Here is a 22,137-nt window from a genome sequence, read left to right as displayed (position 1 = left end):
GTGTCCAGACACGACAAAGGCCCTGAACCCGCAGGTCAGGGCCTTAGCGCTGGTTTTCGGCTGTGACCGGTATCACCGGTAGTTGACGAACTGGAGGGCGATGTCGAGGTCCTTGCCCTTGAGCAGGGAGATCACCTCCTGGAGCTCGTCCTTCTTCTTGGAGCTGACCCGGAGCTCCTCGCCCTGGATCTGCGCCTTCACGCCCTTCGGGCCCTCGTCCCGGATCAGCTTGGAGATCTTCTTGGCGTTCTCCTGGTCGATGCCCTCCTTGAGGGCCACCACCAGGCGGTACTCCCGGCCGGACGGCTTCGGCTCACCCGCGTCCAGGATCTTGAGGGACAGGTTGCGCTTGACGATCTTCTCCTTGAAGACGTCGAGGACCGCGTTGGCCCGCTCCTCGCTGTTCGCCTTGATCTCGATGTCCTTCTGCCCCGACCAGGAGATGCTCGCGCCCGTGCCCTTGAAGTCGAAGCGGTGCCCGACCTCCTTGACCGTCTGGTTCAGGGCGTTGTCGACCTCCTGCCGGTCGATCTTGCTCACCACGTCGAAACTGCTGTCGGCCATCGGTGTCCGTGTCCTCTCTCCGTTGCCCTTCGAGATTAGTGGGCCCCGCCGGGATCAGAGGTCTTTCCTCATCACGACGCGGGGCGCCACCTCTATGCCGAGCGCCCGTTCGTGCTCGACCAGCGCGCTGAGTTCCGGCCCCCACTCAGAGGGCTGGATGACGCGGAAGCCGCGTCGCGCGTACCAGGGCGCGTTCCATGGCACGTCCCGGAACGTCGTCAGCGTCACCGCCCTGTTTGTTGTTTGCGGGGCGGCGACAGTCGCGAAGACGGCCTCCAGAAGCCGGGTCCCGATCCCCTGATCGGCATGGCCGGGATGCACGGCGATCTGTTCGAGGTGAGTCAGGCCGTCGACCACCCCGAGCAGGGCGAACCCCACCGGCGGCCGACCGGCCACGATGACACGCGCGGGATCGTCGCACTCCTCGACGACTGTGGTGCCGGGCGGGAAGACGATGCCGAGCGGCGCGCACATCCCGTCCGCCGCTCGCTCGATCTCGGGAAGGGCCGCGAGGTCCGCCGGCTCGGCCTGTCTGATCACCGTCCCACTATGACCGCCGGCCTGCCGCACCCGCTCCTGGGTTTCCGGACCCGCCGCTGTCCAGGAGCGACCCGGACGGAACCCATGTCACGTGCACCCGGGAAGTCCGCTATTCTTCTACCTGTCGCCGCGGCGAGCGGAAGACACGGCAGGTTGCCCGAGTGGCCAAAGGGAGCGGTCTGTAAAACCGTCGGCTCAGCCTACGCAAGTTCGAACCTTGCACCTGCCACCAGCAAAGCAGCAGCTCAGAGGCCCTCCGGGGCCTCTTCTGCTTTCCGGGCCTGTGCAGCCGTAGGCCACCCTGAGCCCCCGTCTGTCGTCGGTCCACCAATATGCGTGCAATGATCTTGGTGGTGTCTTCCCAGGTCGAGGGATGCATTGCGCAGATGGGCCGCGCTGAAGCCAACGAGTGTGTGGCCGAGGCACTGAATGAAGGTCTACGTCTGTAGGGAGGGCGTGGACTGAGCCCTCCACCACGGATGGTCGAGGGCTCAGCTGTTTCAGTGGCGGAAACCTCTGCGCGGGTCTCGGCCAGGAACGTTGCCAAACGTTTCGAAGTACTCCTCGATCCACTCCTCCGAGCGCCAGATCTCGTTGAGGCCCTCTTCAGTAACCTCTGCGCTCATGAGATCAAGGAAGTCATGATCCTGGTACAGGACCTCGGTAAGCCAGCCCCAGTCGTAGTCGAAGCGCGACTGAGGAAGCTGCGCGATCTCCTCGGGATCTATTCCGAGATCGGAATCTTCTGCCAACTCTCTCGCGAAGTCGATGATCCGCCAGAGAGCGATCTCTTCAGAGGTGCATGACGGGAGGGGGAGCCGCCCTAGCGCGAGGTCATTGGCAAGGTCGTCGAATGATCGAGCCATCCTGCGTGCGAAATGCTGATCAGCTGCAACTGCGGGAAGTAGAGGCCAGGTATCGACCTTCGCTCTCGCGGCAAGGCTGGGGTGACCGAGTTCCTCTGCGACCTCATAAGCCTGGTCTGCGTAAATCTCAGCAGCTGTGTGGAGAGCAAGAGCGGTACGAGGGGTCATGTCCGGCTGAAAGCAGTTGTCGCATTCGCCATGCCGGCACCCGTAGCAGTCGATGCAGTCTGTGGCGCACTCCTCTCCACAGTCAGGGCAGGCGGAGAAGCAGTGAGCTGTTGGAAAAGAGGCGAATGCGGGACCTGACTGCTGCAGGATGGCCTCTGCTAGGGCGACCGCAGAAGCCTCCGTCTCCCGAACCTGCTCGAGCAACGGAAGAAGCTGTTCGATCGACGAGCGAACACTGTCCGGTGCGTCGATGAGGAGACGGCGGACTCGTTTGACCGACAGGTATCTCCCAACAAGGACACCGTTCAGCTCGACGGCCACCGAAGTTGCAACCTCCTCCCGCGGGAAGGTGACCAGCGCCTCAAGTACGGGCCCAGACCCGTGATCCATCACCTTGAAGACACGGCTTTTGCTGGGCGTGACCTGTGCCACGAACGCGAGGTGCTGTCCCTGGTTTGCGGTGGGCATGGCAAAGCCTCCCTTTTGTTTGCCACTTGTCCGCCCACGCCGAAGAGGGGCCGACGAGCGGCCTGCATGAAGTTATGAACATGAAGGTGGAGTTCGCTGGTGATCCGGGTGCTTCCACAGATCCCGTAGCAGAGGTCATCTTCCACCCAATCGTCCCTCAGCGCAAGAGATCCAGGTGGCCTAAACACAGAGAGGGCATCACTCACCGTCTCTTTCGAGATCTCTGCGACCCGATGATCGGAATACTGTCAGTTTCAGGACCTATCTGTACGCCTCGTGCGTCACGCCGTCAGGGCGTCATTGATCCTTTGGTTGGCGATCTTCTGTTGGCCGTCGAGGCACTTCGCGTAGACCCGAAGGAGGACGTCAACGCTGTGCCCGGCCCGCTCGGCCACGTCGGGGGCAGAGACGCCCGCGTTGAGCCAGAGGGAGACGGCCGCATGCCGAAGGTCGTAAGGCCGACGAGCTAGGGGAGAGGCGACCTGGGCGGGGGTGAAGGCCAGCTTTCGAGCTTCCTGCCACACCTCCGTGTAGGCCGTCGAGGCGACGACCCCGCCGCGCTCACTGCGGAAGATCCGCCCGTCCGAGCCGACCCCGAACTCTTCAATGTGCTGCCGAAGGATCTTCACCAGGGCCGGAGGGATAGGCACGGGTCGTACGTCGTCCCGGCCCCGGTGCTTGAGCCCGCGTTCCTCGTGTGCGTCGCCGCTGTCGGTCCACTGTGTGTTGACCTCGGGACGGGACACGTCGACGAGGAGGCGGCCCCAGCCGGTTGCCGGAAGATGGCAGTCCTGCTGCCGAAGGGCGACCGTCTCGCCGGGTCGAAGCGCGGCGTAGTACATGCAGGCGAACAGGGCCATGAGTCGCCGGCCCCGGCCGCGCTTGCCCACGTAGGTCACAGCGGTCAACAGCTCCTCGGCCTGCCGCGGATTAACGACCACGCGAGGGTCTACGGTCTCGGTCGTCTTCGGGGGCTTCCACTTGACCTTGTGCAGCGGATTGGACGGCAGCTCTTCCAGCTCAACCGCGTACTCAAGGACCGCATGAAGGACGGCCCGCTTCCGCCTGATGGTGTTCGCGCTGGCGGCCTGACCGTCGAGGCGAAGCGCGAGCGCGTCGAGGGCAAGTCGCACGATCTTCGTCTCGTTCAGGTCGGCCAGGTCGAGAGACGCACTTTCCAGCCATCGGACCGCCCGCGCCATCTCCGGGGACGGCTCCGGCCTCTTGTCTGCCGGGATAAGAGCGCACTTACGCAGGGAGGTCCGTAGGGTCTCGGCATCAGGGCGGCCCGCACGATCCTTGGTCAGAGCGGGGAGCACGGTGGAGAGCGCGTCAGAGATGCTGTCGCGCGTCTTCGCCGCAGCGTGGGGCCACTTCATGTCGATGTAAGCCCGGACGAAGTCGAAGACGGTCCGTGCGCTCTTGGCCTTGATCATTGAGGCCGGTAGGCCGCTCTCGACGTCGAACGGCTCTCCTCGCTTGGCCGCCTGGCGCAGGTCTGAGAGGAAGCTCTCGGCGAGAGCCTTGGTCCGGTAGGTCTTCGAAGACCGCTTGCCGGCCACCTGCCACCGCACGACATAGGACGGCGTCTTGCTCGACTTGTTCCGGTAGGTCTCGAAGAACTTCACGTCATAGGAGGCGTTCACGCAGCCTCCCGCAGGCCCTCAAGCCAGGCGTCGAACTCACTGCGGTAGATGCGGATCTCCCCGTTGGGGAGCTTGAGGCCCTCGGGTGCCTTGCCAGTCTCACGCCACCGGTAGAAGGTCCGGCGGGAGATACCGCCGAGCTCGTCGAGGATCTCGGGGACCGTCATCAGCTTGTCGTCTTTCTTCATGCCGCCCTCCCTTCAGTTGCCGAAAGATCTTGGCCGTCTCCGAGCGCTTGGAGTTGGTTCATGTGGTTGCGCCAGCGCTGGCGTTCGTGGACCGAGCGCAGGAGCCGGACGCCGATCGGGGCCAGGTCGGAATCACCGGGCTTGACCGGCCTCCAGAGGTAGCGGTGGGGGTCGACCGGCTCGTCTTCGACGCCGAGGGCTTCCAGGACCCAGGTGCGGCGGTCCTGCTTGTGCTCGGTCAAGGTCTTGTTCGACCACTTCCGCGAGACCAGGACGCGCCGCCCCGCGTAGCCGAGGTGGTCGGGCTTGTGCGCCTTGCCCTTGCACCGGCCCGGAGCCATCCCCGCTTTGGCGCCCTTCGGCTGCACCCCGTACCGCAGCCAGTTCGGGCACGTCGGCGCGCACGGTTCGAACCGCAACGCCTCCAGCAGCCGTTCCGCGTGAGCCTTCCGGCGCGGGTCATCGGTGCCGAGGGCATCACCGAGGGACTTGGTGAGGTACTTGGACAGGTACCCGATGAGCTGGTCGGCGTCCGGGGTTCCAGCGAGCACGCCTTTGACGTCCATCTGGTCGCCGAAGCGCAGGACATGCAGGGGTTCGGCGTCCTCGTCGGCGTCGAGAGCGTCCAGGGCCTGTTCCCAGGTCGGCAGCACTTCCCCCGTGGCCGGGTCGAGGTAGCCGGCCCCGTCCTCCCGCACCGGCAGACGGTCACCCTCGAAACGGACCGTGTCCGTCGAAGGCCACCACACTTGGTGATAGGTCGCCGCGATGATCTGCCGCAGCTCCGCACGGGGCAGAGTGCCGCGGATCGCCATGTGCAGATGAGGGGCGAGCCGCTTCTGAGGCTCCACGCTGGCGAAGTACTGCACGTCGTATCCGGCGACGCGGCGGAGGTTCTGCACGAAGCGGTCGATGAGCTTGGAGAAGTGCAGCGCGTCGCGGGCCGCCCGGCCGTAGTCGTAGGCGTCCGGGTTCAGCGGCGCCCCCTCCCCCACCCGCCCGTACGACGGGAGGGTGAGGGTGACGAACATCGACGGCCGGTAGACCTTGCCGTCCGAGCCGGTGAAGGTCCGCCCGAGCGTGGTCTTGGTCATCTGCCGTTTAGGCAGGTCCGGGGCGTCCTGCCGCCGCTTGGTCGAGCGCGACCGCTTCCCACTGGTCCGGCCGAGGACGTTGCCCCGCATTCCGGCGGCGTTGATCTCCTCGTTCAGCTCGACGATGGCGGCGTCCAGGTCGGTGGTGTCGCCGCCGGCCTTTTCGGTCTCGTCGCGCCAGGCTTGGACGTCGGCCCGCAGCTCGACGAGGTGCCGCTGATACTCATCCGCGTTGTCGGGGAGGTTCACGGGCTCGTGGTCGAGGTGCCAGCCTTCCCGGCACTGCGCCCGCCGAAGCTGCCGGTTGCGCTTGGCGCACGGCGGGCACTTGCTCTCCAAGGTGGCCCCGCAGGGGACGTCGATGACCTCGGTCTGTCCGGTGAGGATGTCCTGCCGTCGCAGTGGTACCGGGCGGATGCACACCCCGTACTGCTTGGCGATCTCTTCCACGACCTCACGGGCCAGCGGTTGAGCCATCCGAACGGCGCGGGGTGTGGAGCGGTCGTTCGGGTTGGTCACCGGTCACCGTCCCAGAAGCTGACGGGGTCGAGGAGGTCGGCCGGGCCGAGACCGTCAACGATGACCGTGGCCTTCTGGCCGCATTCGTGGCACTCGATGATGCCGCGCACGGGGTCGAGCCACAGCACGTCCAGGGCGCGGCAGCAGGAGCAGTGCAGGCCGTCGAGGATGTGAGCCAGCCGCATCATCGGCCCACCCCCGCGAACTCGGCGACCATCGCGGAGATGTCGGCATCCGAGACGTACGCCGCCCGCACCCGCACCGGATCAGGGGAGGTCTCCAACCGGACGTAGCCGACGCCCGCGCCCAACTCAGGAACCGGTGAGATGTGATCAGCCAGGGCACCCCGGTCGCGAGCACCGTCACCGAGGACCATGTCCACCTGCTCGGACTCATCGAGCCGCAGCGCGATCTTGTCGGGGAACAGGTTGCGGATGTTCATGACCTCCTTGCGCGGGTCCTGCAAGGCCGCCATGACCCCGACGCCCACCGCCCGGCCCTGCGTGGTCAGGGTCGCCAGGGCCGCCGTAATGCGCTGACGGAGTTGTTTGTCGGGCTGGTAGGCGGTCAGGAACGCCACTTCATCGACGAGCACCAGGACGAACGGATCCGCCACGGTCGGCGTGTGCGAGCGCTGGAGGCCGGCGAACCGGTCGGCCCGCTCCTGCATCACCGAGACCGCCTCATCGAGCAGATCGGCGCACTCCTTCGGATCGGCCGCGTACCGGGAGCCGAACAGGGCACGGCCGAAGGACAGCTCCATCCGTTTGGGGTCGAGCGCCCACACCTGCACCAGGCCCGCGCGCATCGCCGGGAGGAGGCCGCGGATGGTCGACCACAGGTAGGAGCCCTTACCGGCTCCGGTCGCGCCCGCGATCAGGACGTGCGTGCCGTGGACCTTGAGCCGCAGCGGTGTGCCGTCCTCGCACCGGCCGATCTCGACCGGCCCCACCGATGCCATCTCAGGGACCGGCACGGCGGGCAGGGGTTCGGCGAGCGGGTCGCGCCGGGGGAAGGTGAGCACGAGCCGCCCGGCCCGAGCTACCGCCACCCGGCAGGAGGGGGAGCCGAAGCCGTGGGCCAGGTGCTCGATACGGTCGGCCCAGTCGGTGACGGCCTGGCCGTTGAGCATCTTCACGCTGACGCGGTCGGCCCAGCCGTCGCACTCCACCCGCACCAGGCGGGGCAGGTAATCGCGGCCCCGGATGTGCCGCCCGAGGCCGGACACGACCATGACCGGTTGCCAGTGCCGCCGGTACACGGCGACGAGCCGCCACCAGGCCAGCAGCGGCCAGCCGACCAGGCGCAGGAACGAGGCCCGATCCAGCAGCAGCCACGACAGGCCCGCCGAGGGCAGGAAACCGGCCATCACCAGGGCCAGGCGCCAGCCGTACAGGGTCCACACGACGCCGAAGGCGACCGGAACGGCGACCGCGACCGGATGCCGCACGACCAGGCGGACCACGCCCGCGACCAGGCGGGACAGCCAGATCACGATGGTGACGATGGCGGGCGTCTTGACGACGGCCGGGCGGAAGACCACGGCCGTGTCCGGGGTGGTGGAGACGAGGTTACGCGCCTCGTCGCCAGGCAGTTTTCGGAACATTAGACTTCGTGTCCTCTCGTGATTTCGCAGTCAGGGAGAGTTGAGGGGCCGCCGGAAGTTGCCGCTTCCTGCGGCCCCGCTTGCATGTCAGGCCGCCGTCTCGCCGAGGGGAAGGGCGAGCTGGTCGGAGTCGGCCGACTGGTCGGCGTGCATGCGCTCGCAGTCGGCCAGGTACCGAGCGGCGGCGTTGAAGATCTGCCGCGCGGTCTCCACGTCGTTCGCGGTGGCCGGTCCGGCCCCGGTCGTGGAGATCGACACGTACGCCTCGTCGGACTCCAGGACCAGGAACGGCCGCCCCGACTCCAGCCGCCGAACGACCGCGCGAAGGGCGGGGGTGTGGAACCCGACGGTCACGCGTGGCCGCTCGTCGGAGGTGATGGCGATGGTGAGGTAGGTGTAGGGGTCTGACGTCATCGGACCGCCACCCCCTCACCGTCCGGGAGGCCGTGGAACATCCGCTCCACCGACCGGGCGAACGAGGCCGCCTCACGCGCCAGGCAGCGGGCGAACTCCACGTCATCGACGGTGACCCGGTCTCCGGCGGAGGTGGTGACGAGCACCTGGACGCCGCCGAAGACCAGCCCGAGGACGGGTGACCGCTGCGGGTAGGGGTGGTTGGCCGCCGATGCGCCCGGCCCGGTCTTGAGGTTGATCGTGCTGACCGGGTGCACGGTACGCCGCCCCGTCATGCCGCGTCCTTCGCCTGAGCGGCAGCACGGCCGCCACCCGAGCGGGGAGCGCGCATTTCCCGCACCCGGATCGAGTAGGCCAGGCGGCCCGCCTGGTTGACGTACGGCGTGACGGTGACCCCGTCGAACTCCACGGGCGTGAACGGCAGGCCCGCCGTGGGGGCCGGCGGCACCGGCTGGACGGGGGCCAGGATCTTGACGGCCACCGTCTTCTGCGCGGGCTTCAGGGTCGGGTCGGCGTCCATCACGGCGACCTGCCAGACGAGTTCCCCCGTCTGCTTGTCCCGCGCCTGGACGAACCGGCCGTTGGTCGACGAGTCGAAGTCCTTGACCTGCTCGACCTCCCCGACGACGTAGCAGCCGTGCGGGAAGACCATGTCGAAGGTCACTGGGATGGGTCCTTGTAGTGCCATAAGACATCTCCCTTCTCTCACTCTCTCGACAACTCGTATTGTCGAGCTGTCTAGAGAGTACCCTCCTCCTCTCGCACTTAACAAGTCGAGTTGCCGAGAATCTCGATGTCTCACCTGCGTACGCTCTGCGGCATGACCGCAAATGACTCGAAGCAGGCGGATTCCGGTGGGCTCACGTGGGTGAGCACGTTGGGCGGCCCGCACATCCTCGTGCCGCGCTCAGCGTTGCCGTACTGGCATGGAGCGCCTGTGGACTATCCCGAGGACGAGGGCGACTACGGCCGCGCCTGCTCTGTGCAGTCGTACATCGGACTGATCGACGTCGGACCGTCCCAAGCGTTGGTCGTGGCGGGCGAACTTGGCGCTACGACCTACCTGCCGGAAAAAAACGTGATCATCCAACGGGTAGGAACGCGATCAGGCGCACGCTACGCGCAGGGGGCGAGCGCCCTCACGAAGGCGGCCGTCGAGATCATCGACGCGGGAACCGTGCCGGAGTACGAAGAGGTGACATGGACGGTAGAAGAGCCGGTGATTCTCTTCGACTCCGTCCATGGACATGAGTACGTCGCATCCGAGGACCATCTGTGGATCGACCTGATACCCGGCCGGTACAAGGTCCGAGCCGCTTACGTCGAGCTCCCAGAAGATCCCATTGTGCTCGTACGGCTGAACCTGTCCGCAGCCGCCGGGCCTCAGAGCGAGTAGGCGTCTTCCAGTTCGTGAAGGTCGCCCGGGAGGACCAGGTCCACGATGAGGGCGGGTCGCCCGCCGCCGTTGTAGACGCTGGCCAGCACGCCGAGGACGGGTGCGGTCTTGCGTAGTTCCAGGAGCTCGGCTTCTTCCTGCGAGGGGTGCCGTGCGCTGAGTCGTTCCGCGACGTGTTCGAGCTTGAGGCCCTTGGTGTGCTGGAGATGCTGCCGGATACCGGCGGTGAGTGGTTCGGGTCGGCTCAGGTCCGTACCTTCGGCCAGTTCCACCGGGCACCAGATGGTGACAAGGTCGACCGGCCGGTCGGCATCGCGGAACAGGACGCGTCGCATCATGACGGGTGACTTCTCGGCGATGCCGAGGAGCTTGGCGACGCTCGCGGGGGCCGGGTGCTCACCGACGCTTACCGGGAACCCGTTCTCGTCGGCTTCCGCCCGGTCGAGTACGGCCCGGCCGGGCCGGGAGGCTTCCTCAGCCGCGGCCGGCGGGGTGGTCTTCACGAAGGAACCCTTACCGTGCTCACGCTCGATCACACCCCGAAGCTGGAGCACTTGGAGAGCACGAACGACGGTGGGCCGGCTGACGTGGAACTCATTGATGAGTTGCGTCTCCGACGGCAGGAGCGAGCCCGGCGGGTAGGTGCCGTCCGCGATACGTCGCCGGATGGCCTGGACAATCTGCGCGTACTTCGGCGGAGCGTACTCTTCGGACGACATGACGACTTCCCTACAACTCGACTTGTCGTCAGCTTAGCTATCCGTCCTGATTCTGTCTGCCCCAAGAAGGCGGGAGGCGCGACGGCGCGGGAGTTTCCTCACTGCCCTGAGGACTCGACCGCGCCGACGCGCCCGTTCACCCGCACCTGACCGGCCAGCAACGCCGTCCAGGTGAGCCGTGCCTCCTCCAGCCGCCACCGGTGCGTCTCAGCGATCACCGGGGCACGCTCGTCCTGAACCGTCCTCCTGATGAACGCGACCCCACCCGACTGGATCAGCTCAAAGAAGGTCACCAGACAATCGCACGTCCAGGCCAGCACCAGTTCCCGCCCGGTGGGCATGGGAGGAAACCAGACGAGTTCCTTAGCGCCCGGCTGGGGGAGCGGCACGTGAGGACTGAAATGCTCCGGGGGCATCATGCGCCGCCGCCCTGGATGTACCGGGAGTAGGAGTGACGGCGCCGCAACTCCTCCCGCAGCAGCGCCACCCGCCGGGCGGTGGTGACGATGTCGTGCGCCGGGGCGAAGGCGAACACCACCCGGCCCCTGGCCGAGCGACGCCCGGTCGACCAGCGGAACCACCGGCCGTTGGTCCACACGAGCAGATCGACCCAGACCGACAGGAACGCCACGCCATGACCGGCATGAACGTCGGTGGCGATGCCGTGCCCGATGGACAGTTCGGCGGACAGCAGCCCGGCCGCCCGCTCAGCGGTCAGCGGCACCTCGGGCGGCAGCGAGACAGAGGCGATCGGGTCGAGCCAGCGGGTAGCCATCGGCCTCACTCCTCCGGCACCGTGCCGGAGCCCTGGCAGCCCAAGCACTCGACCGTGACCCGCTCACCCGCCACGGTCTCGCCGGGAGCCGACTCTTCGGCCGCGACGACACCGCGCCGAGGACTGGCATATTTCCAGCCCCGCCCTCCACACAACCCACACTGACCAGCCATGATCCAACAATTGCCCGGCGGCCTGTCGCGTCTCGACAGCGTGAATGTCCCGCCTGAGCGCGCCGTGTCTCGCTTCGTCTCGTCTTTGTCTCCCCGTGATCCGCCTCGCTGGTTAACCTGGGCCTACAAGGGCTCCCCAACCCCGAGGGCGCGGATGATGACCGAGCAACCGATCATGCTGAAGTCGCTCCTACGCCAGCGCCACTGGCAGACCTACAGCACCTTCTGCCGGGAGTACGACAAGGCCGCCAAGAAGGTGGACCCCACCCTCGCCGGCAAGGGGCCCAGCCGCGCCCAGCTCCACCGCTGGCTGTCCGGCGAACTCAAGGGCCTGCCCTACGCCGACCACTGCCGCGTCCTGGAGGCCATGTTCCCCGGCCTGACCGCCCACCAGTTGTTCTCCGCCGAGACCGCAGCAGCAGCCGTAGCGGCCGTACCGGCACCAAGGAGCACACAGGACAACACGCCCGCGCCTGACCCGTGCGAGGACGCCCGCTTCGCCGACGTGACAGCCGTCTTCAGCAGCCGGTCCGCCTTCGGCGCCGCCTACCCGCCCGCGTCCCTGCTCGACGGCGCCAAGGAGATCAACGCCTGCGGCCTGTCGCTGAACGTGATCTGCCAGAGCTACCCCGACCACCAGCTCACCCGCCTACTGGAGGGTGGCACCCGGATCCGCTGCCTGTTCCTGGACCCCAAGGCGAGGCCATCAAGGCCCGCGAGCGCGAAGAGCACTACACAGACGGCACCCTCCAGACGTTGACGGCGCTCAACATCAGCATGCTCACCCGGCTTCGCGACCGGCTCGACCCCGAGGCCGCGGAACGGCTGGAGATCCACGTCTACGACGAGACGATCCGCTTCAACATCCTGATCGTGGACGGCTCGACCTGCGTCGTACAGCCCTACCTCCCGGCCGCCCGCGGAGTCGACTCACCTACGCTCGTCATCACCGACAACACCGCCGCCGACGGGCTGTTTCCCGTCTTCGACCAGGTCTTCACCTCTATGTGGGAGCGGAGCAAACCCGTATGACCCTTGACGCCCGCGCGCTACTGCCCATAGCTGAGCAGGCCGTCACCATCGCCAGCCACATCATCACCACCAAGCTTCCCGGGGTGGTCACCTCCAAAGGCGACCGCGACATGGCCACCGAAGTGGACTACGCCGCCGAGCACGCCGTACGCGACTTCCTGTCACGAGAGACGCCGGAGATCGGGTTCCTGGGAGAGGAGGAAGGGATCACCAGTGCCGGCGACGGCCTCATGTGGGCGCTCGACCCACTCGACGGCACCGCTAACTTCACCCACGGCATCCCCCTGTGCGGGACCTCGCTTGGTCTGATCGACCACGACCGCTCCATCCTCGGCGTGATCGACCTCCCCTTCCTCAGCACACGCTACGCCGCAGTAGAGACCGCCGGAGCCACCGCCAACGGCCACCCCATCAGCGCCAGCACCACCGACGCCCTGGAGGCCGCCATCGTCTCCGTCGGCGACTACGCCGTAGGCAAGGGCGCCGAGGCCAAGAACCGCGTCCGCCTACCCCTCAACTACCAACTGGCCACACGAGTGCAGCGCGTCCGCATGTTCGGATCAGCCGCCGTCGATCTCGCATGGGTCGCCGATGGCAAGACCGACGCCTGCATCATGTTGTCCAATAACCCCTGGGACACCGCCGCAGGCGTTCTCATCGCCCGCGAAGCCGGAGCCACTGTCACAGACTTCGACGGCACCCCCCACACCGCCAAAGCCCGAGCCACCATCGCCGCAGCCCCCAAAATCCTCGCCGACCTCGTCGAGCTAGTCGCTGGTGCAGAGAGAGCCTCGAACCAGACCTTGTAGCTGTGCACGGCAGGCCAGCAGAGAGCTTTGATCGATAATACGGCAGCGATTAGCAAGGACCGAATTGGACAGGTTTGATATTGGCCGGCTGACGGACTTCGACTTTGAAGCTGTATGCAAAGACCTCTTCGAAGAGCAGCTCGCCGTTCAGCTTGAGTTGTTTGCCCCAGGCAAAGACCAGGGAATCGACCTACGCCATTTCTCTCCCAAAACCAAAGACCTCATGGTCATTCAGTGCAAGCATTGGGATAAAAAGGCTTCAGCCGCTCTCATCCGGCACATGGAGAATGTGGAACTACCTAAGGTCAAAAAGCTACACCCCCAGAGGTACATACTGGCGACATCCGTCGACCTTTCGGTTAACGATACTAACAAGCTATATAGGCTACTTCAGCCACACATGGTGTCGCCTGGCGATATATACGGCCTCCGCGATATAGAGGCAATGCTGCGGACCTCGCCCGCTATAGTCCAGCGTCACCTACGCCTCTGGCTGAGTAGTACCGGCGTCCTTCAGTCGCTGCTGAACAAGAGAACCATAACCAGATCTGCCGACCTAGCCGACGATATAAAACAGGCCGCGCTACTCTATGTGCCAAACGATAGCTACTCGCGCGCCCAGGAGTTATTAGAGAAGAGGCATTACTGCATCATTGCCGGACTCCCGGGTATCGGGAAAACAACACTTGCGAGAATTCTCAGCGGCACCTATGCTGCAACAGGATACGACATATTTGAAATCTCAGAGGATGCAGATGAAATAAACAACCTTTGGGATCCCGACGTACCTCAATTTTTCTACTACGATGATTTCCTTGGTCAAACCACTCTGGCCGATAAGCTGCACAAGAATGAAGATAGTCGACTAGTGAGACTATTTGATCGGATAGAAAGAACTGCGAATAAGCGGCTCGTGCTAACAACCCGTGAATACATCTTGGAACAGGCCCGCCAGAACTACGAGAGGCTCGAAACAGAGGACCTTCATCCTTTGACGTGCGTAGTAGATCTCGGTGATTACACCCCTCTGATCCGAGCTAGGATCCTATACAACCATATTTTCTTTTCTGGGCTGTCTGCCGAGAATAGGGCCCACTTCGCCAATCCGACCACATACTTGCCCATAATTGAACACCCTAATTTCAACCCACGCCTCATCGAGCGCAGTCTCCGCAAATCAATAAGCGACGGGGACCACGGCCATGCTGTCCAAAGAGACCTTCTCGATAATTTAACTCGTCCCAATAGGCTGTGGGAGCATATTGTAAGTCGTCAGCTTGACGCTCTCTCTGTCGATCTGCTCACTGTTCTCTACTCCCTAGACGGAAACAGCTATTTAAGAGATCTCCACAAGGCTCTCTCCGCCTATGTCGGCGCACCCTTGGACAACCGCTCCCTCAGACGCTCACTTTCGGTTCTCGAGTCCACAATGCTCAAAGTAACTCCGACTCCACCCTCGCACCCACAACACCACCGTGGACCACGCATCGAGTTCCATAACCCATCAATTCGAGATTACATGAAAGAATTCATCTCTGAACACGCGGACACGGTAGAGAAGATCCTCCGAGCGGCGCCCTTCTTTGAGCAGATAGTCTCAATTTGGACGATGGCTCACGGGACAAACGGGGAGACGATACGAAGCCATCTCAAGGCAGCAGTAGGCGTGCTGTCCGAGGCTATTGTGCGCACATATGATAGCCCCGCTATCGGACTAGCCACTTATCGTTCAACCGATGGCTTCATAATCAGCCATGAGGCCGACATGGTCCACAGGCTTAGTTTCCTTCTGCAAGTTCTCGAAGAGATAGATAGCAGTAATCTATTGCGGTTCGCTATCGAGCGACTGTCAACCATTGAGCTCTACAGCGCTATCTATGATCCTGCGCATTTAGTAGAGGCGGTACGTACGATTTGGAAATCCCCGATTCCAGAGATATCTCAACATGCCGAGAGAGTCCTAGAGGAGGCAATTGAGTGGCTTCTTGCGGATCTCGGCACTAGAGAAAATATTGAATACGCCCAATCGTGGCTTATTGCACTAGGGGAGATTGTGCCCGAGGAGGTCCACGAAACGATTGAGGAGGCTTTCGAACGAGATGCCCGCGTCTGGCTAGACCTATTTCTATTGCACGGTAAATTCACTACCCGTGACCTGCATGATGTCCGGACGGTGATTAATCGGCTAGAGAACATGTACGGAGAAACGGACGATGTCATGTCCGCGAAGAACGCTTTGCGTCGGGCTGAACGAGAAGCCGCGAAAGACATTCCGCCACCACCTGAGGCGCTTCCGAAAGTTGACAAGAGTGTAACTACCGCGATACGTGAACTCTTCAGCTCGCTACGCGAAACGTGACCGTCTCCATTGCCACTCCACTAGGTAATCTGCCGAATTAATCTTGTAGGAATCAAGGGCGGCGCTCCGCGCCGCCTCGCGGCCCTGCGCCCGCTCGGCGGCCGGGCGTGCGGCCTGGGGGCCGGTCCCGGCCGCCGGCAGCTCAGGCCGCCGCTAGATGCTACTTGCGGCCCCATCGGGAGAGCGCACGGATGACGGCCGGGATGTCCTCGGGCTTGGCCCTGCGGATGGCGTACATCCCGAGGACGAGCCACACGACCAGGAACCCAACGCCGACGACCGCGCCGCTACTGACGAGCCAGGAAACCACTCCAGGCATGACGAACTACACCCCTTGAGGAAGGCGCAGTTCGCACGGATGTGTGAAGCGGGCGGCGCAGTAACGCCCTTCGACCCGAACGAAACAGCTATGGGTAGGAGCATGGACCCTGATAAGCGCGCCATAATCCTACAGAACCCGCCTCCGGCGGGGGCCTCTGGCTCCGGGATGCCGTCGAGCTGGAGAGCCCGGACCATAGGTGGCTGATGTAGAGGCCGCGCATCCCTCCTGCCATCGACCCGGGCAAGCCCAGCAGACCAGCTCCTACGGCTCAAGCCCGTCTGTGACCCTTGGCGTCCAATGACCGAGGAACGGCGGCGGCTTACGTACACGCGAAGACGGGCTTGCCCCTCTGTCGCCGGCCTGCTGCTGCTCCGCAGCGGGTCGACGGCATACGGGATGCGCTGAAGGGGGACGAGCGTGCGGCCCGCACGCGAGAGAAGCCGCCGCGGAGCTACCGGACTCGAACCGGCTCATCCCGTTGCTGGGAGTTAGCGCGAGCGCTAATACGATCTTTCCCATTCGCCTTTGCCCACGACGGCGCTATCAGCCTACGTCCGAGGCTTCACGGCCGCCGTGCAATATGCGTGCAATGATCTTGCCGACCACGGGGCAGCGAGCGGGCTCCGGCGCAGGTCACGAGCATTGCGGGACCTGGAATGGTCACGCGCTGTAAAACCGTCGGCTCAGCCTACGCAAGTTCGAACCTTGCACCTGCCACACCAGCCAAAAGAGGCCCGTCACCAGCACGAACACGGTGGCGGGCCTCTTGCTGTGTGTCCGGCTGTCCACGGCTGGCAACGACGCTCTACGGCTCGTCGCGGCCAATACGCGGCTAAGTGTTCAGCGCTTCGTGGCCTGCAGGATCCGGCGCATGGCCTCGCCTTCCTGCCCGAGCGAGTGGTATCGCAAGCTGGGCGATCTCGGTCGCGCCCGTGAGCACCTCCTGCAGGCCCGAGCCGGGATCGGTGCGCTTGGCGACGACGAGTGTGGGCAGCTCATCAAGGGTGGCCTGGAGCGGCTGGCCGAGCAGTTGGGGGACTGTCTGACTGCGACCGCGGCGAATCGCCGTACAAGCTGTCGATCTTCCTTATAGATGCTTCGAGCGGGGTAAAGTCAGCCTTCTTGCGCCCACGGGCTCAGCTTCTCCGGATTGCGGACCGCCCAGATCCGGGTGACGCGGCCGTCGGCGACATCGAACGAGGCTATGGTCGTGACGACGCCGGCATACTGGGCCACCAGGCCCGGCACACCGTTGACCGACCGCTCCAGGAGTTCGAGCCCCGGAGCCTTGTCGGCGATGGCGACCATGTATTGGGCGATGCGCGCGCCGCCTTCGATCGGGTGCAGGACCGTACCGACCATGCCGCCGCCGTCCGCGATCATCACGGCGGCCGGGTCGAGGAGGTCGACGAGGGCCGCGATGTTCTTTGTCTCCCATGCCTGTTTGACGTGCCGCACCGTGTCGGCCTGCCCGGCCGCCGTCACCGGCGCGTGCGCGACGCCCACCCGCCGCCGGGCGGAGGCCGCCAGCTGCTTGCACGCCGCAGGGGTCCGGCCGAGGACGCCGGCGATCTCGGTGAAGGGGTAACGGAAGACGTCGTGCAGGACGAACGCCACCCGCTCGGCGGGCGTCATCGACTCCAGGACGACGAGGAAGGCCATGGCCACCGATTCGTCCAGGACCATCTGGTCGGCGGGGTCGGTGCCGTGGCCGTGGTCCCACTCGGCGCGGTCGGGCAGCGGCTCGGGCAGCCACGCGCCGACATAGCGTTCACGCCGGGCCCGCGCCGAGCCGAGCACGTCCAGGCAGATGCGGCCGGTCACCGTCGTGAGCCAGGCGCCAGGGGACACGATCTCCTCCCGCCGACTTCGCGGCAGCGCGTACCAGCGTGCGTAGGCCTCCTGTACGGCGTCCTCGGCCTCGGCCAGTGAACCGAGCAACCGGTAGGCGACATTGATCAGTTGACGCCGCTCACCGGCTATCTCATCGGTGCTCGTTCCAGCCATCCCCATGCTCCCGACCGCTCCTCACCTTACCTTTCGCGGGCCCGCGTCGTCGGGCTGGTGAGACCGTATCGATCTACTGCCCCCAGGGGCGGAACAGGGGACCGTGACATGGCCACTCAGGCGACGGCACACAACAGCTTCTCGTTTCTGCGAATCGCGATCACCGTGCAGACCCTGACCATCTTCCTTCAGGCGGTCTCGGCCGGACTGCTGCTGACCTCGTCCTACGGAGAGACGCTGCACAGTGTCGGAGCGCGCGTGATGTACGGGGCGTCGCTGCTGTACGTGCTCGCGGCGGTGCTGGCGTGGAAGCCGGGCGGCGGCTCGCCCCGGCCCGTCTGGCACGCATCCGGTTTCCTTGTCCTCGCCTCCGTTCAGGTCGCGCTCGGCATCGCGCACGTACCGTCGGTCCATCTCCCCCTTGGCGTCCTCATGTTCGGGTTGAGCGTGCTGGCGCTGGTGCGGCGCTGAGGTCCGATACGGAGCACAACGGGATCACTGAGGTCCTGCTCGACCTGCTCGCGCTGGCGCGCACTGCCGAGTCAGCCGGTCAGTCGAGCCGGATGTGCTTGATCCCTGTCCAGGCCCGGCGGAGGCGCCCTCGTAGTGCGTTGTCCGTGTTCGGGCTCAGGGTCAGTCCGGCCGAGGCGGCGATGCGGTCGGCGACCTGCGGGATCGTGAGGTGGTCGGTCCATACATGCTCGGCGAACTCCTCCTCGCGCAGGCGCTCTAGGCAGAGGTCGAGTTTCGCTACGGCGAAGCTCTCCCTGCGCAAAGGGGCGTCCTTTCCTCTGACGAACTGCACAACATGCCCGAAAGCGCGCTCACGTAGCCGTCGCAGTACCGTTTCGCGGTCGGCTAGTAGCGCGAAGTGCCGGACGTCATGGCCGCGCTCCCTGAGCCGGCCGATGGTCTCTTGGAAGTAGGTTGGCTCCACGATCGTCATCGGTGCGATCACCGTGCCGTCCTGCTTGGCGAGGGCCAGGTCCAGCACCTCGTACACGCCTTGCCGCCAGGCCGGAAGGTCTTGGAAATCTCCCCGCAGAAGCGGGGGCATCATCCGACGTAGGCCGAAGCCGACGTGTTCGGGGTCGCAGATGACGCTGCCGGGTAGCCTCCGCTGGATCTCGTGCGCGGTCTGCGTCTTGCCGCCGCCGAAGGGGCCATTGATCCATAAGAGCACGAACAGACCCTACGGAAACTCAGGCCCGGCGTCGTCTTCCCGCGGCGCAGCCCTGTGTGGCGATTCGGATGGGGGACGGCGGTCGGTCGCCAGGAGAGGGACGACCCGGGCAGGGGTGGGCCGCCGAGAAGGCTGTACGTCGTCCCGGCCACATGCGCCGTTCTAAGGAACCTTTAAAGGTGGCTGAAACCACGCCAGAGGCCGCGATGTTTGTGTCGTCTCCACGGCGCCGGTTCTCGACCGGCGCGCTCAGTGGACGAAAGGCATCACGATGATGAAACGCACACGGCTGGTCGTGGCCACGGTCACGCTCCTCACGCTGGCCGCGACAGGTACCGCCGCGGCGGCCGATCCGGCCCCGGCGCCCGGCGCTGCGAAGTCCGACTCCGCGACGGTCAAGGTGGACGGGAAGTCCAGGTCTGGTGCGGCGGCCGATCTGGCCGCGATCGCGGAGAAGCTCGGAGTGACGCCCGAGAGGCTCGACGCCGCGTTGGTCGCGGCGAAGATGTCGCTGGCCAATTCGGCCGGTGCCACGCCGGAGGCTTTCGTCGCGGCGGTGGCGGCCAAGCTGGGGCTGCCGGTCTCGCAGGTCCAGGAGGCTCTGGGACCGATGATCATCAAGTCCGCGCCGGGTGATGACAACCGGGGCAAGCTGGACGGCGTGGACAAGAAGGCGCCCGACGGCCGGGAGAACTCGTCAGACAAGCCAAGAGCGGGTGCGGATGTCGATCTGGCCGCGATCGCGGAGAAGCTCGGAGTGACGCCCGAGCGGCTCGACGCCGCGCTGGTCGCGGCCAAGATGTCGCTGGCCAAGTCGGACGGTGCCACACCGGAGGCCTTCGTCGCGGCGGTGGTGGCCAACCTGGGGCTGCCGGTTCCGCAGGTCCAGGAGGCTCTGCGGCCGTTGATCGCCGAGCCCGCGCCGGGCGACGACCACCGGGACAAGCTGGACGGCATGGACAAGAAGGCCCCGGACGGCCGGCAGGACTCGCCGTTCACCACCGACGCCGCGGCGGCGTCTCTGGCCGCGGCGCTCGGTGTCGACCAGGCCAAGGCCAAGGCCGCTCTGGCCACTCTGGTGACGTTGGGCAGAGTCGATGTCACGTCCAAGACCTTCGGTGACATCGCCGCCTCGCTCGGGGTCGGCTCCGACCGGCTCGATGCCGCGTTAAGCGATCTGAAGCGGTCACTGAGCAAGGGCTGACGGCCACCGCGTCTCACACGGCTTCAGGATCGACGGCGAGGATGGGCGACCATGCGGATACTTGTGGTGGACGACGACCCGGCCGTGCGGCGGTCTTTGGAGCACGCGTTGCGCCGGGACGGCTACGACGTGTCGTCCGCCGCTGACGGGGCGTCCGCACTCGCCGAGCACGGCGTGTTCCGCCCGGACGCGGTGGTTCTCGACGTCCTCATGCCCGAACCGAACGGGCTGGAGGTGTGCCGGATGCTGCGTTCGGGCGGGCACGACACTCCGATCCTGATGCTCACGGCCCGGGATCTGGTCATCGACCGGGTCGCCGGGCTCGACGCGGGGGCCGACGATTACCTGGCCAAGCCGTTCGCCCTGGACGAGCTGCGGGCCCGGCTAAGAGCCCTGCTCCGGCGCAGTGGCGCCAGGGCCGAGGTGCTGCGTTTCGCCGACGTCGACCTGGACGTGAGCGGCTGCAGGGCCGAACGTGCCGGCCGGCGCCTGGACCTGACCAAGACGGAGCTGTCCCTGCTGGAGCTGTTCCTGCGCAATCCCGGCCGGGTGCTGAGCCGGACCCAGATCTTCGAGTCCGTCTGGGGTTACGACTTCGGCCCGGAGTCGAACGCACTGTGGGTCTACGTCAGCTACCTGCGAAGCAAACTCGAATCGGACGGCGGCAGCAGATTGATCCAGACGGTGCGCGGCCTTGGGTATGTCCTGCGCGAGGAGCCGTGAACCTGCGCACCCGGCTGGCCATCGCCGGCGGTTCCGTGGTCGCGGGCGCCCTGGTGCTCGTGTCGGTGGTCCTGTATCCGGCGGTGAACGCCAACCTCCGTGGCCAGATCGACAACACGCTGGTCGTGGCCGCCGGCCAGGCGCCGAACGTGGCCGCGGCGATCAAGGCCAAGTTCAGGGACGTCAACGGGGAGCCGGGCTTCCCGACTGTTCCGCTGGGGATCGGGAGCACCCAGCTGCAGATCGTGCCGGAGCCTGTCCGGATCGGGCCGTCGACGGAGTTCGTCGACATCACCGCTCGCGACGTCGCCGTCGCGGACGGCATCGAGGGCGCCTACTTCCGTGACGCGGTCTACAACGGCGTCGTCTACCGCGTCTACACCGCCCAGTTGCCCGACTCACCGGGGACGCTCGTGCGCACGGCCATCCCGGAGTCCGATCCCGCACCCACGCTACGCGAGCTCGCCTGGCTGCTCGCCGGCTCGACGGTGGCCGCCGGACTTCTCGCGGCGCTGGCCTCACGCCTGGCGGCACGCCGCGTCCTCCGCCCGGTGCACCAGCTCACCGAGACGGTCGAACTGATCCGTAGGACCGGCGACCTGTCCATAGCGATTCCTGCGGACAGCCGGGATGAGATCGGCCGGCTCGGCGCCGCGTTCGCGGCGATGACCGCCGCCCTGGACGAGTCGGTCGGCGCCCAGCGCCGTCTGGTGGCCGACGCCTCGCACGAACTGCGCACACCGCTGACGAGCCTGACGGTGAACCTTGAACTGCTGGCGGAGAACCCGGCCGACGCGCAGGCCCCGCTGCTCGCCGCCGAAGCGCTCGGTCAGGCCGGCGAACTCACGACACTGGTCAACGACCTGGTCGACCTGGCCCGCTACGGCCAGGCGCCGTACCACACCGAAGACGTCCGCCTCGACCTCGTCGCCGAGCGCGTCGCGGGCCGCGCGGCGCGCCGGGCGCCACAGATCGAATTCGAGCTGGCCGTCGCACCCACTCTCGTCCACGGGGACCCCGACGCCCTGGAACGCGCCGTCGCAAACCTCGTCGACAACGCCGTGAAATGGAGCCCGTCCGACGGCCGGGTGAGGATCAGCGTCACGGCGGGCACCCTCGAGGTCGCGGACGCCGGCCCAGGGATCCCCGACAGCGACCTCGAATTCGTCTTCGACCGCTTCTACCGATCGCCGGCGGCCCGCGCGCACCCCGGCTCCGGACTGGGCCTGGCCATCGTCCGGCAGGTCGCCGAGGCCCATGGCGGGACGGCCGAAGCCGTGCCGTGTCGAAGCGGCGCGTTACTGCGGCTGGTGCTGCCGACGTGTTTTGAACACAGGGAGCCCTAGGCGGATGGGGAGCCCC

General features: G+C 65.8%; 24 protein-coding genes, 1 tRNA gene and 1 pseudogene. 9 read left to right on the top strand and 17 right to left on the bottom strand.

Going from position 1 to position 22,137, the window contains the following annotated elements; all coding sequences use genetic code 11:
* Window positions 1-72 precede the first annotated feature (72 nt).
* Window positions 73-564: a YajQ family cyclic di-GMP-binding protein gene (locus tag FED44_RS00645; protein ID WP_111697993.1), complete on the bottom strand. Its 492-nt coding sequence runs from the start codon at window positions 562-564 to the stop codon at window positions 73-75.
* 54 nt (window positions 565-618) lie between these two features.
* Complete coding sequence (locus tag FED44_RS00640; protein ID WP_244301645.1) at window positions 619-1,104, bottom strand: GNAT family N-acetyltransferase; 486 nt, start codon at window positions 1,102-1,104, stop codon at window positions 619-621.
* A gap of 147 nt (window positions 1,105-1,251) precedes the next feature.
* Between FED44_RS00640 and FED44_RS00635 the strand changes: the two genes are divergently transcribed.
* A tRNA-Tyr gene (locus FED44_RS00635) sits at window positions 1,252-1,336 on the top strand.
* Window positions 1,337-1,604: 268 nt separating this feature from the next.
* Here FED44_RS00635 and FED44_RS00630 read toward each other — a convergent pair.
* The 9 genes from FED44_RS00630 to FED44_RS00590 all read right to left on the bottom strand — a co-directional run bounded on the left by FED44_RS00630 (window position 1,605) and on the right by FED44_RS00590 (window position 8,737).
* The gene (locus FED44_RS00630) at window positions 1,605-2,606 is read right to left on the bottom strand and encodes a hypothetical protein (RefSeq protein WP_138459403.1); all 1,002 of its coding nucleotides are present in this window, start codon (window positions 2,604-2,606) and stop codon (window positions 1,605-1,607) included.
* Between the two features lie 281 nt (window positions 2,607-2,887).
* Entirely contained in the window at window positions 2,888-4,234 is a 1,347-nt protein-coding gene (locus tag FED44_RS00625) for a tyrosine-type recombinase/integrase (RefSeq protein ID WP_341868631.1), read from the bottom strand.
* A gap of 14 nt (window positions 4,235-4,248) precedes the next feature.
* Window positions 4,249-4,440, bottom strand: a complete 192-nt coding sequence (locus FED44_RS00620; RefSeq protein WP_187406101.1) for a helix-turn-helix transcriptional regulator — start codon at window positions 4,438-4,440, stop codon at window positions 4,249-4,251.
* Window positions 4,437-6,011: a helitron helicase-like domain-containing protein gene (locus tag FED44_RS00615; protein ID WP_244301644.1), complete on the bottom strand. Its 1,575-nt coding sequence runs from the start codon at window positions 6,009-6,011 to the stop codon at window positions 4,437-4,439. The genes FED44_RS00620 and FED44_RS00615 overlap by 4 nt, the downstream gene beginning before the upstream one ends.
* 38 nt (window positions 6,012-6,049) lie before the next feature.
* Window positions 6,050-6,241, bottom strand: a complete 192-nt coding sequence (locus FED44_RS00610; RefSeq protein WP_138459400.1) for a hypothetical protein — start codon at window positions 6,239-6,241, stop codon at window positions 6,050-6,052.
* The gene (locus FED44_RS00605) at window positions 6,238-7,659 is read right to left on the bottom strand and encodes an FtsK/SpoIIIE domain-containing protein (protein WP_138459399.1); all 1,422 of its coding nucleotides are present in this window, start codon (window positions 7,657-7,659) and stop codon (window positions 6,238-6,240) included. Before FED44_RS00605 ends, FED44_RS00610 begins: the two co-directional genes overlap by 4 nt.
* Window positions 7,660-7,746: 87 nt before the next feature.
* Window positions 7,747-8,073 (bottom strand): hypothetical protein, encoded by a 327-nt coding sequence (locus tag FED44_RS00600; protein WP_138459398.1) that lies wholly within the window; start codon window positions 8,071-8,073, stop codon window positions 7,747-7,749.
* The gene (locus tag FED44_RS00595) at window positions 8,070-8,348 is read right to left on the bottom strand and encodes a hypothetical protein (protein WP_138459397.1); all 279 of its coding nucleotides are present in this window, start codon (window positions 8,346-8,348) and stop codon (window positions 8,070-8,072) included. Before FED44_RS00595 ends, FED44_RS00600 begins: the two co-directional genes overlap by 4 nt.
* A complete protein-coding gene (locus tag FED44_RS00590) occupies window positions 8,345-8,737 on the bottom strand; it encodes a plasmid replication, integration and excision activator (protein WP_244301643.1) in 393 nt (130 codons plus the stop codon). Before FED44_RS00590 ends, FED44_RS00595 begins: the two co-directional genes overlap by 4 nt.
* Window positions 8,738-8,893: 156 nt before the next feature.
* On the opposite strand from FED44_RS00590, the gene FED44_RS00585 reads away from it, so the two are divergent.
* Window positions 8,894-9,469, top strand: coding sequence for an Imm21 family immunity protein (locus FED44_RS00585; protein WP_167521347.1), 576 nt, complete (start codon window positions 8,894-8,896; stop codon window positions 9,467-9,469).
* Here FED44_RS00585 and FED44_RS00580 read toward each other — a convergent pair.
* The 3 genes from FED44_RS00580 to FED44_RS00570 all read right to left on the bottom strand — a co-directional run bounded on the left by FED44_RS00580 (window position 9,457) and on the right by FED44_RS00570 (window position 10,963).
* Entirely contained in the window at window positions 9,457-10,188 is a 732-nt protein-coding gene (locus tag FED44_RS00580; RefSeq protein WP_138459394.1) for a GntR family transcriptional regulator, read from the bottom strand. The genes FED44_RS00585 and FED44_RS00580 overlap by 13 nt on opposite strands.
* A 98-nt stretch (window positions 10,189-10,286) precedes the next feature.
* Entirely contained in the window at window positions 10,287-10,481 is a 195-nt protein-coding gene (locus FED44_RS00575) for a hypothetical protein (RefSeq protein WP_138459393.1), read from the bottom strand.
* 122 nt (window positions 10,482-10,603) lie between these two features.
* Window positions 10,604-10,963: a hypothetical protein gene (locus tag FED44_RS00570; RefSeq protein ID WP_138459392.1), complete on the bottom strand. Its 360-nt coding sequence runs from the start codon at window positions 10,961-10,963 to the stop codon at window positions 10,604-10,606.
* A 171-nt stretch (window positions 10,964-11,134) separates the two neighbouring features.
* Here FED44_RS00570 and FED44_RS38350 point away from each other — a divergent pair.
* The 3 genes and pseudogenes from FED44_RS38350 (at window position 11,135) to FED44_RS00555 (ending at window position 15,336) form a co-directional block, all read left to right on the top strand.
* A pseudogene (locus tag FED44_RS38350) lies at window positions 11,135-12,168 on the top strand (DUF5919 domain-containing protein).
* On the top strand, window positions 12,165-12,977 hold the full coding sequence (locus FED44_RS00560; RefSeq protein WP_138459391.1) for an inositol monophosphatase family protein: 813 nt from the start codon (window positions 12,165-12,167) through the stop codon (window positions 12,975-12,977). The pseudogene FED44_RS38350 and the gene FED44_RS00560 overlap by 4 nt, the downstream one beginning before the upstream one ends.
* 64 nt (window positions 12,978-13,041) lie before the next feature.
* The gene (locus FED44_RS00555; RefSeq protein ID WP_167521346.1) at window positions 13,042-15,336 is read left to right on the top strand and encodes an nSTAND3 domain-containing NTPase; all 2,295 of its coding nucleotides are present in this window, start codon (window positions 13,042-13,044) and stop codon (window positions 15,334-15,336) included.
* 160 nt (window positions 15,337-15,496) lie between these two features.
* On the opposite strand, the gene FED44_RS35525 is transcribed toward FED44_RS00555, so the two are convergent.
* Window positions 15,497-15,655 carry a hypothetical protein gene (locus FED44_RS35525; RefSeq protein WP_167521345.1) on the bottom strand — a complete coding sequence of 53 codons (159 nt, stop codon included), beginning with the start codon at window positions 15,653-15,655 and terminating at the stop codon, window positions 15,497-15,499.
* Window positions 15,656-16,771: 1,116 nt separating this feature from the next.
* Complete coding sequence (gene sigJ / locus FED44_RS00545; RefSeq protein WP_244301642.1) at window positions 16,772-17,665, bottom strand: RNA polymerase sigma factor SigJ; 894 nt, start codon at window positions 17,663-17,665, stop codon at window positions 16,772-16,774.
* 108 nt (window positions 17,666-17,773) lie between these two features.
* Between sigJ and FED44_RS00540 the strand changes: the two genes are divergently transcribed.
* Window positions 17,774-18,136 carry a hypothetical protein gene (locus tag FED44_RS00540; protein WP_138459388.1) on the top strand — a complete coding sequence of 121 codons (363 nt, stop codon included), beginning with the start codon at window positions 17,774-17,776 and terminating at the stop codon, window positions 18,134-18,136.
* A 79-nt stretch (window positions 18,137-18,215) separates the two neighbouring features.
* Here the strand turns inward: FED44_RS00540 and FED44_RS00535 are convergent, their stop codons facing one another.
* Window positions 18,216-18,848 (bottom strand): AAA family ATPase, encoded by a 633-nt coding sequence (locus FED44_RS00535; RefSeq protein ID WP_138459387.1) that lies wholly within the window; start codon window positions 18,846-18,848, stop codon window positions 18,216-18,218.
* Window positions 18,849-19,119: 271 nt separating this feature from the next.
* Here FED44_RS00535 and FED44_RS00530 point away from each other — a divergent pair, with 271 nt between their 5' ends.
* Genes FED44_RS00530 through FED44_RS00520 form a run of 3 tightly spaced genes read left to right on the top strand, consistent with a single transcriptional unit; the run spans window position 19,120 to window position 22,121 of the window.
* On the top strand, window positions 19,120-20,052 hold the full coding sequence (locus tag FED44_RS00530; RefSeq protein ID WP_138459386.1) for a hypothetical protein: 933 nt from the start codon (window positions 19,120-19,122) through the stop codon (window positions 20,050-20,052).
* A gap of 51 nt (window positions 20,053-20,103) precedes the next feature.
* Window positions 20,104-20,775 carry a response regulator transcription factor gene (locus FED44_RS00525; RefSeq protein ID WP_111697979.1) on the top strand — a complete coding sequence of 224 codons (672 nt, stop codon included), beginning with the start codon at window positions 20,104-20,106 and terminating at the stop codon, window positions 20,773-20,775.
* On the top strand, window positions 20,772-22,121 hold the full coding sequence (locus FED44_RS00520; RefSeq protein WP_167521344.1) for a sensor histidine kinase: 1,350 nt from the start codon (window positions 20,772-20,774) through the stop codon (window positions 22,119-22,121). The genes FED44_RS00525 and FED44_RS00520 overlap by 4 nt, the downstream gene beginning before the upstream one ends.
* The last annotated feature ends 16 nt before the right edge of the window (window positions 22,122-22,137 follow it).

Source organism: Microbispora triticiradicis, from assembly GCF_005864065.1.
Classification (GTDB): Bacteria; Actinomycetota; Actinomycetes; order Streptosporangiales; family Streptosporangiaceae; genus Microbispora; species Microbispora triticiradicis.
This window is presented reverse-complemented; position numbering and strand designations above follow the sequence as displayed.

Coding starts and splice junctions, on each gene's coding strand:
- FED44_RS00615 (WP_244301644.1), bottom strand. CDS start 6,011: ATGGCTCAACCGCTGGCCCGTGAGGTCGTGGAAGAGATCGCCAAGCAG.
- FED44_RS00570 (WP_138459392.1), bottom strand. CDS start 10,963: ATGGCTACCCGCTGGCTCGACCCGATCGCCTCTGTCTCGCTGCCGCCC.
- FED44_RS00645 (WP_111697993.1), bottom strand. CDS start 564: ATGGCCGACAGCAGTTTCGACGTGGTGAGCAAGATCGACCGGCAGGAG.
- FED44_RS00630 (WP_138459403.1), bottom strand. CDS start 2,606: ATGCCCACCGCAAACCAGGGACAGCACCTCGCGTTCGTGGCACAGGTC.
- FED44_RS00540 (WP_138459388.1), top strand. CDS start 17,774: ATGGCCACTCAGGCGACGGCACACAACAGCTTCTCGTTTCTGCGAATC.
- FED44_RS00600 (WP_138459398.1), bottom strand. CDS start 8,073: ATGACGTCAGACCCCTACACCTACCTCACCATCGCCATCACCTCCGAC.
- FED44_RS00610 (WP_138459400.1), bottom strand. CDS start 6,241: ATGATGCGGCTGGCTCACATCCTCGACGGCCTGCACTGCTCCTGCTGC.
- FED44_RS00530 (WP_138459386.1), top strand. CDS start 19,120: ATGATGAAACGCACACGGCTGGTCGTGGCCACGGTCACGCTCCTCACG.
- FED44_RS00525 (WP_111697979.1), top strand. CDS start 20,104: ATGCGGATACTTGTGGTGGACGACGACCCGGCCGTGCGGCGGTCTTTG.
- FED44_RS00560 (WP_138459391.1), top strand. CDS start 12,165: ATGACCCTTGACGCCCGCGCGCTACTGCCCATAGCTGAGCAGGCCGTC.
- FED44_RS00580 (WP_138459394.1), bottom strand. CDS start 10,188: ATGTCGTCCGAAGAGTACGCTCCGCCGAAGTACGCGCAGATTGTCCAG.
- FED44_RS00595 (WP_138459397.1), bottom strand. CDS start 8,348: ATGACGGGGCGGCGTACCGTGCACCCGGTCAGCACGATCAACCTCAAG.
- FED44_RS35525 (WP_167521345.1), bottom strand. CDS start 15,655: ATGCCTGGAGTGGTTTCCTGGCTCGTCAGTAGCGGCGCGGTCGTCGGC.
- FED44_RS00585 (WP_167521347.1), top strand. CDS start 8,894: ATGACCGCAAATGACTCGAAGCAGGCGGATTCCGGTGGGCTCACGTGG.
- sigJ (WP_244301642.1), bottom strand. CDS start 17,665: ATGGCTGGAACGAGCACCGATGAGATAGCCGGTGAGCGGCGTCAACTG.
- FED44_RS00605 (WP_138459399.1), bottom strand. CDS start 7,659: ATGTTCCGAAAACTGCCTGGCGACGAGGCGCGTAACCTCGTCTCCACC.
- FED44_RS00620 (WP_187406101.1), bottom strand. CDS start 4,440: ATGAAGAAAGACGACAAGCTGATGACGGTCCCCGAGATCCTCGACGAG.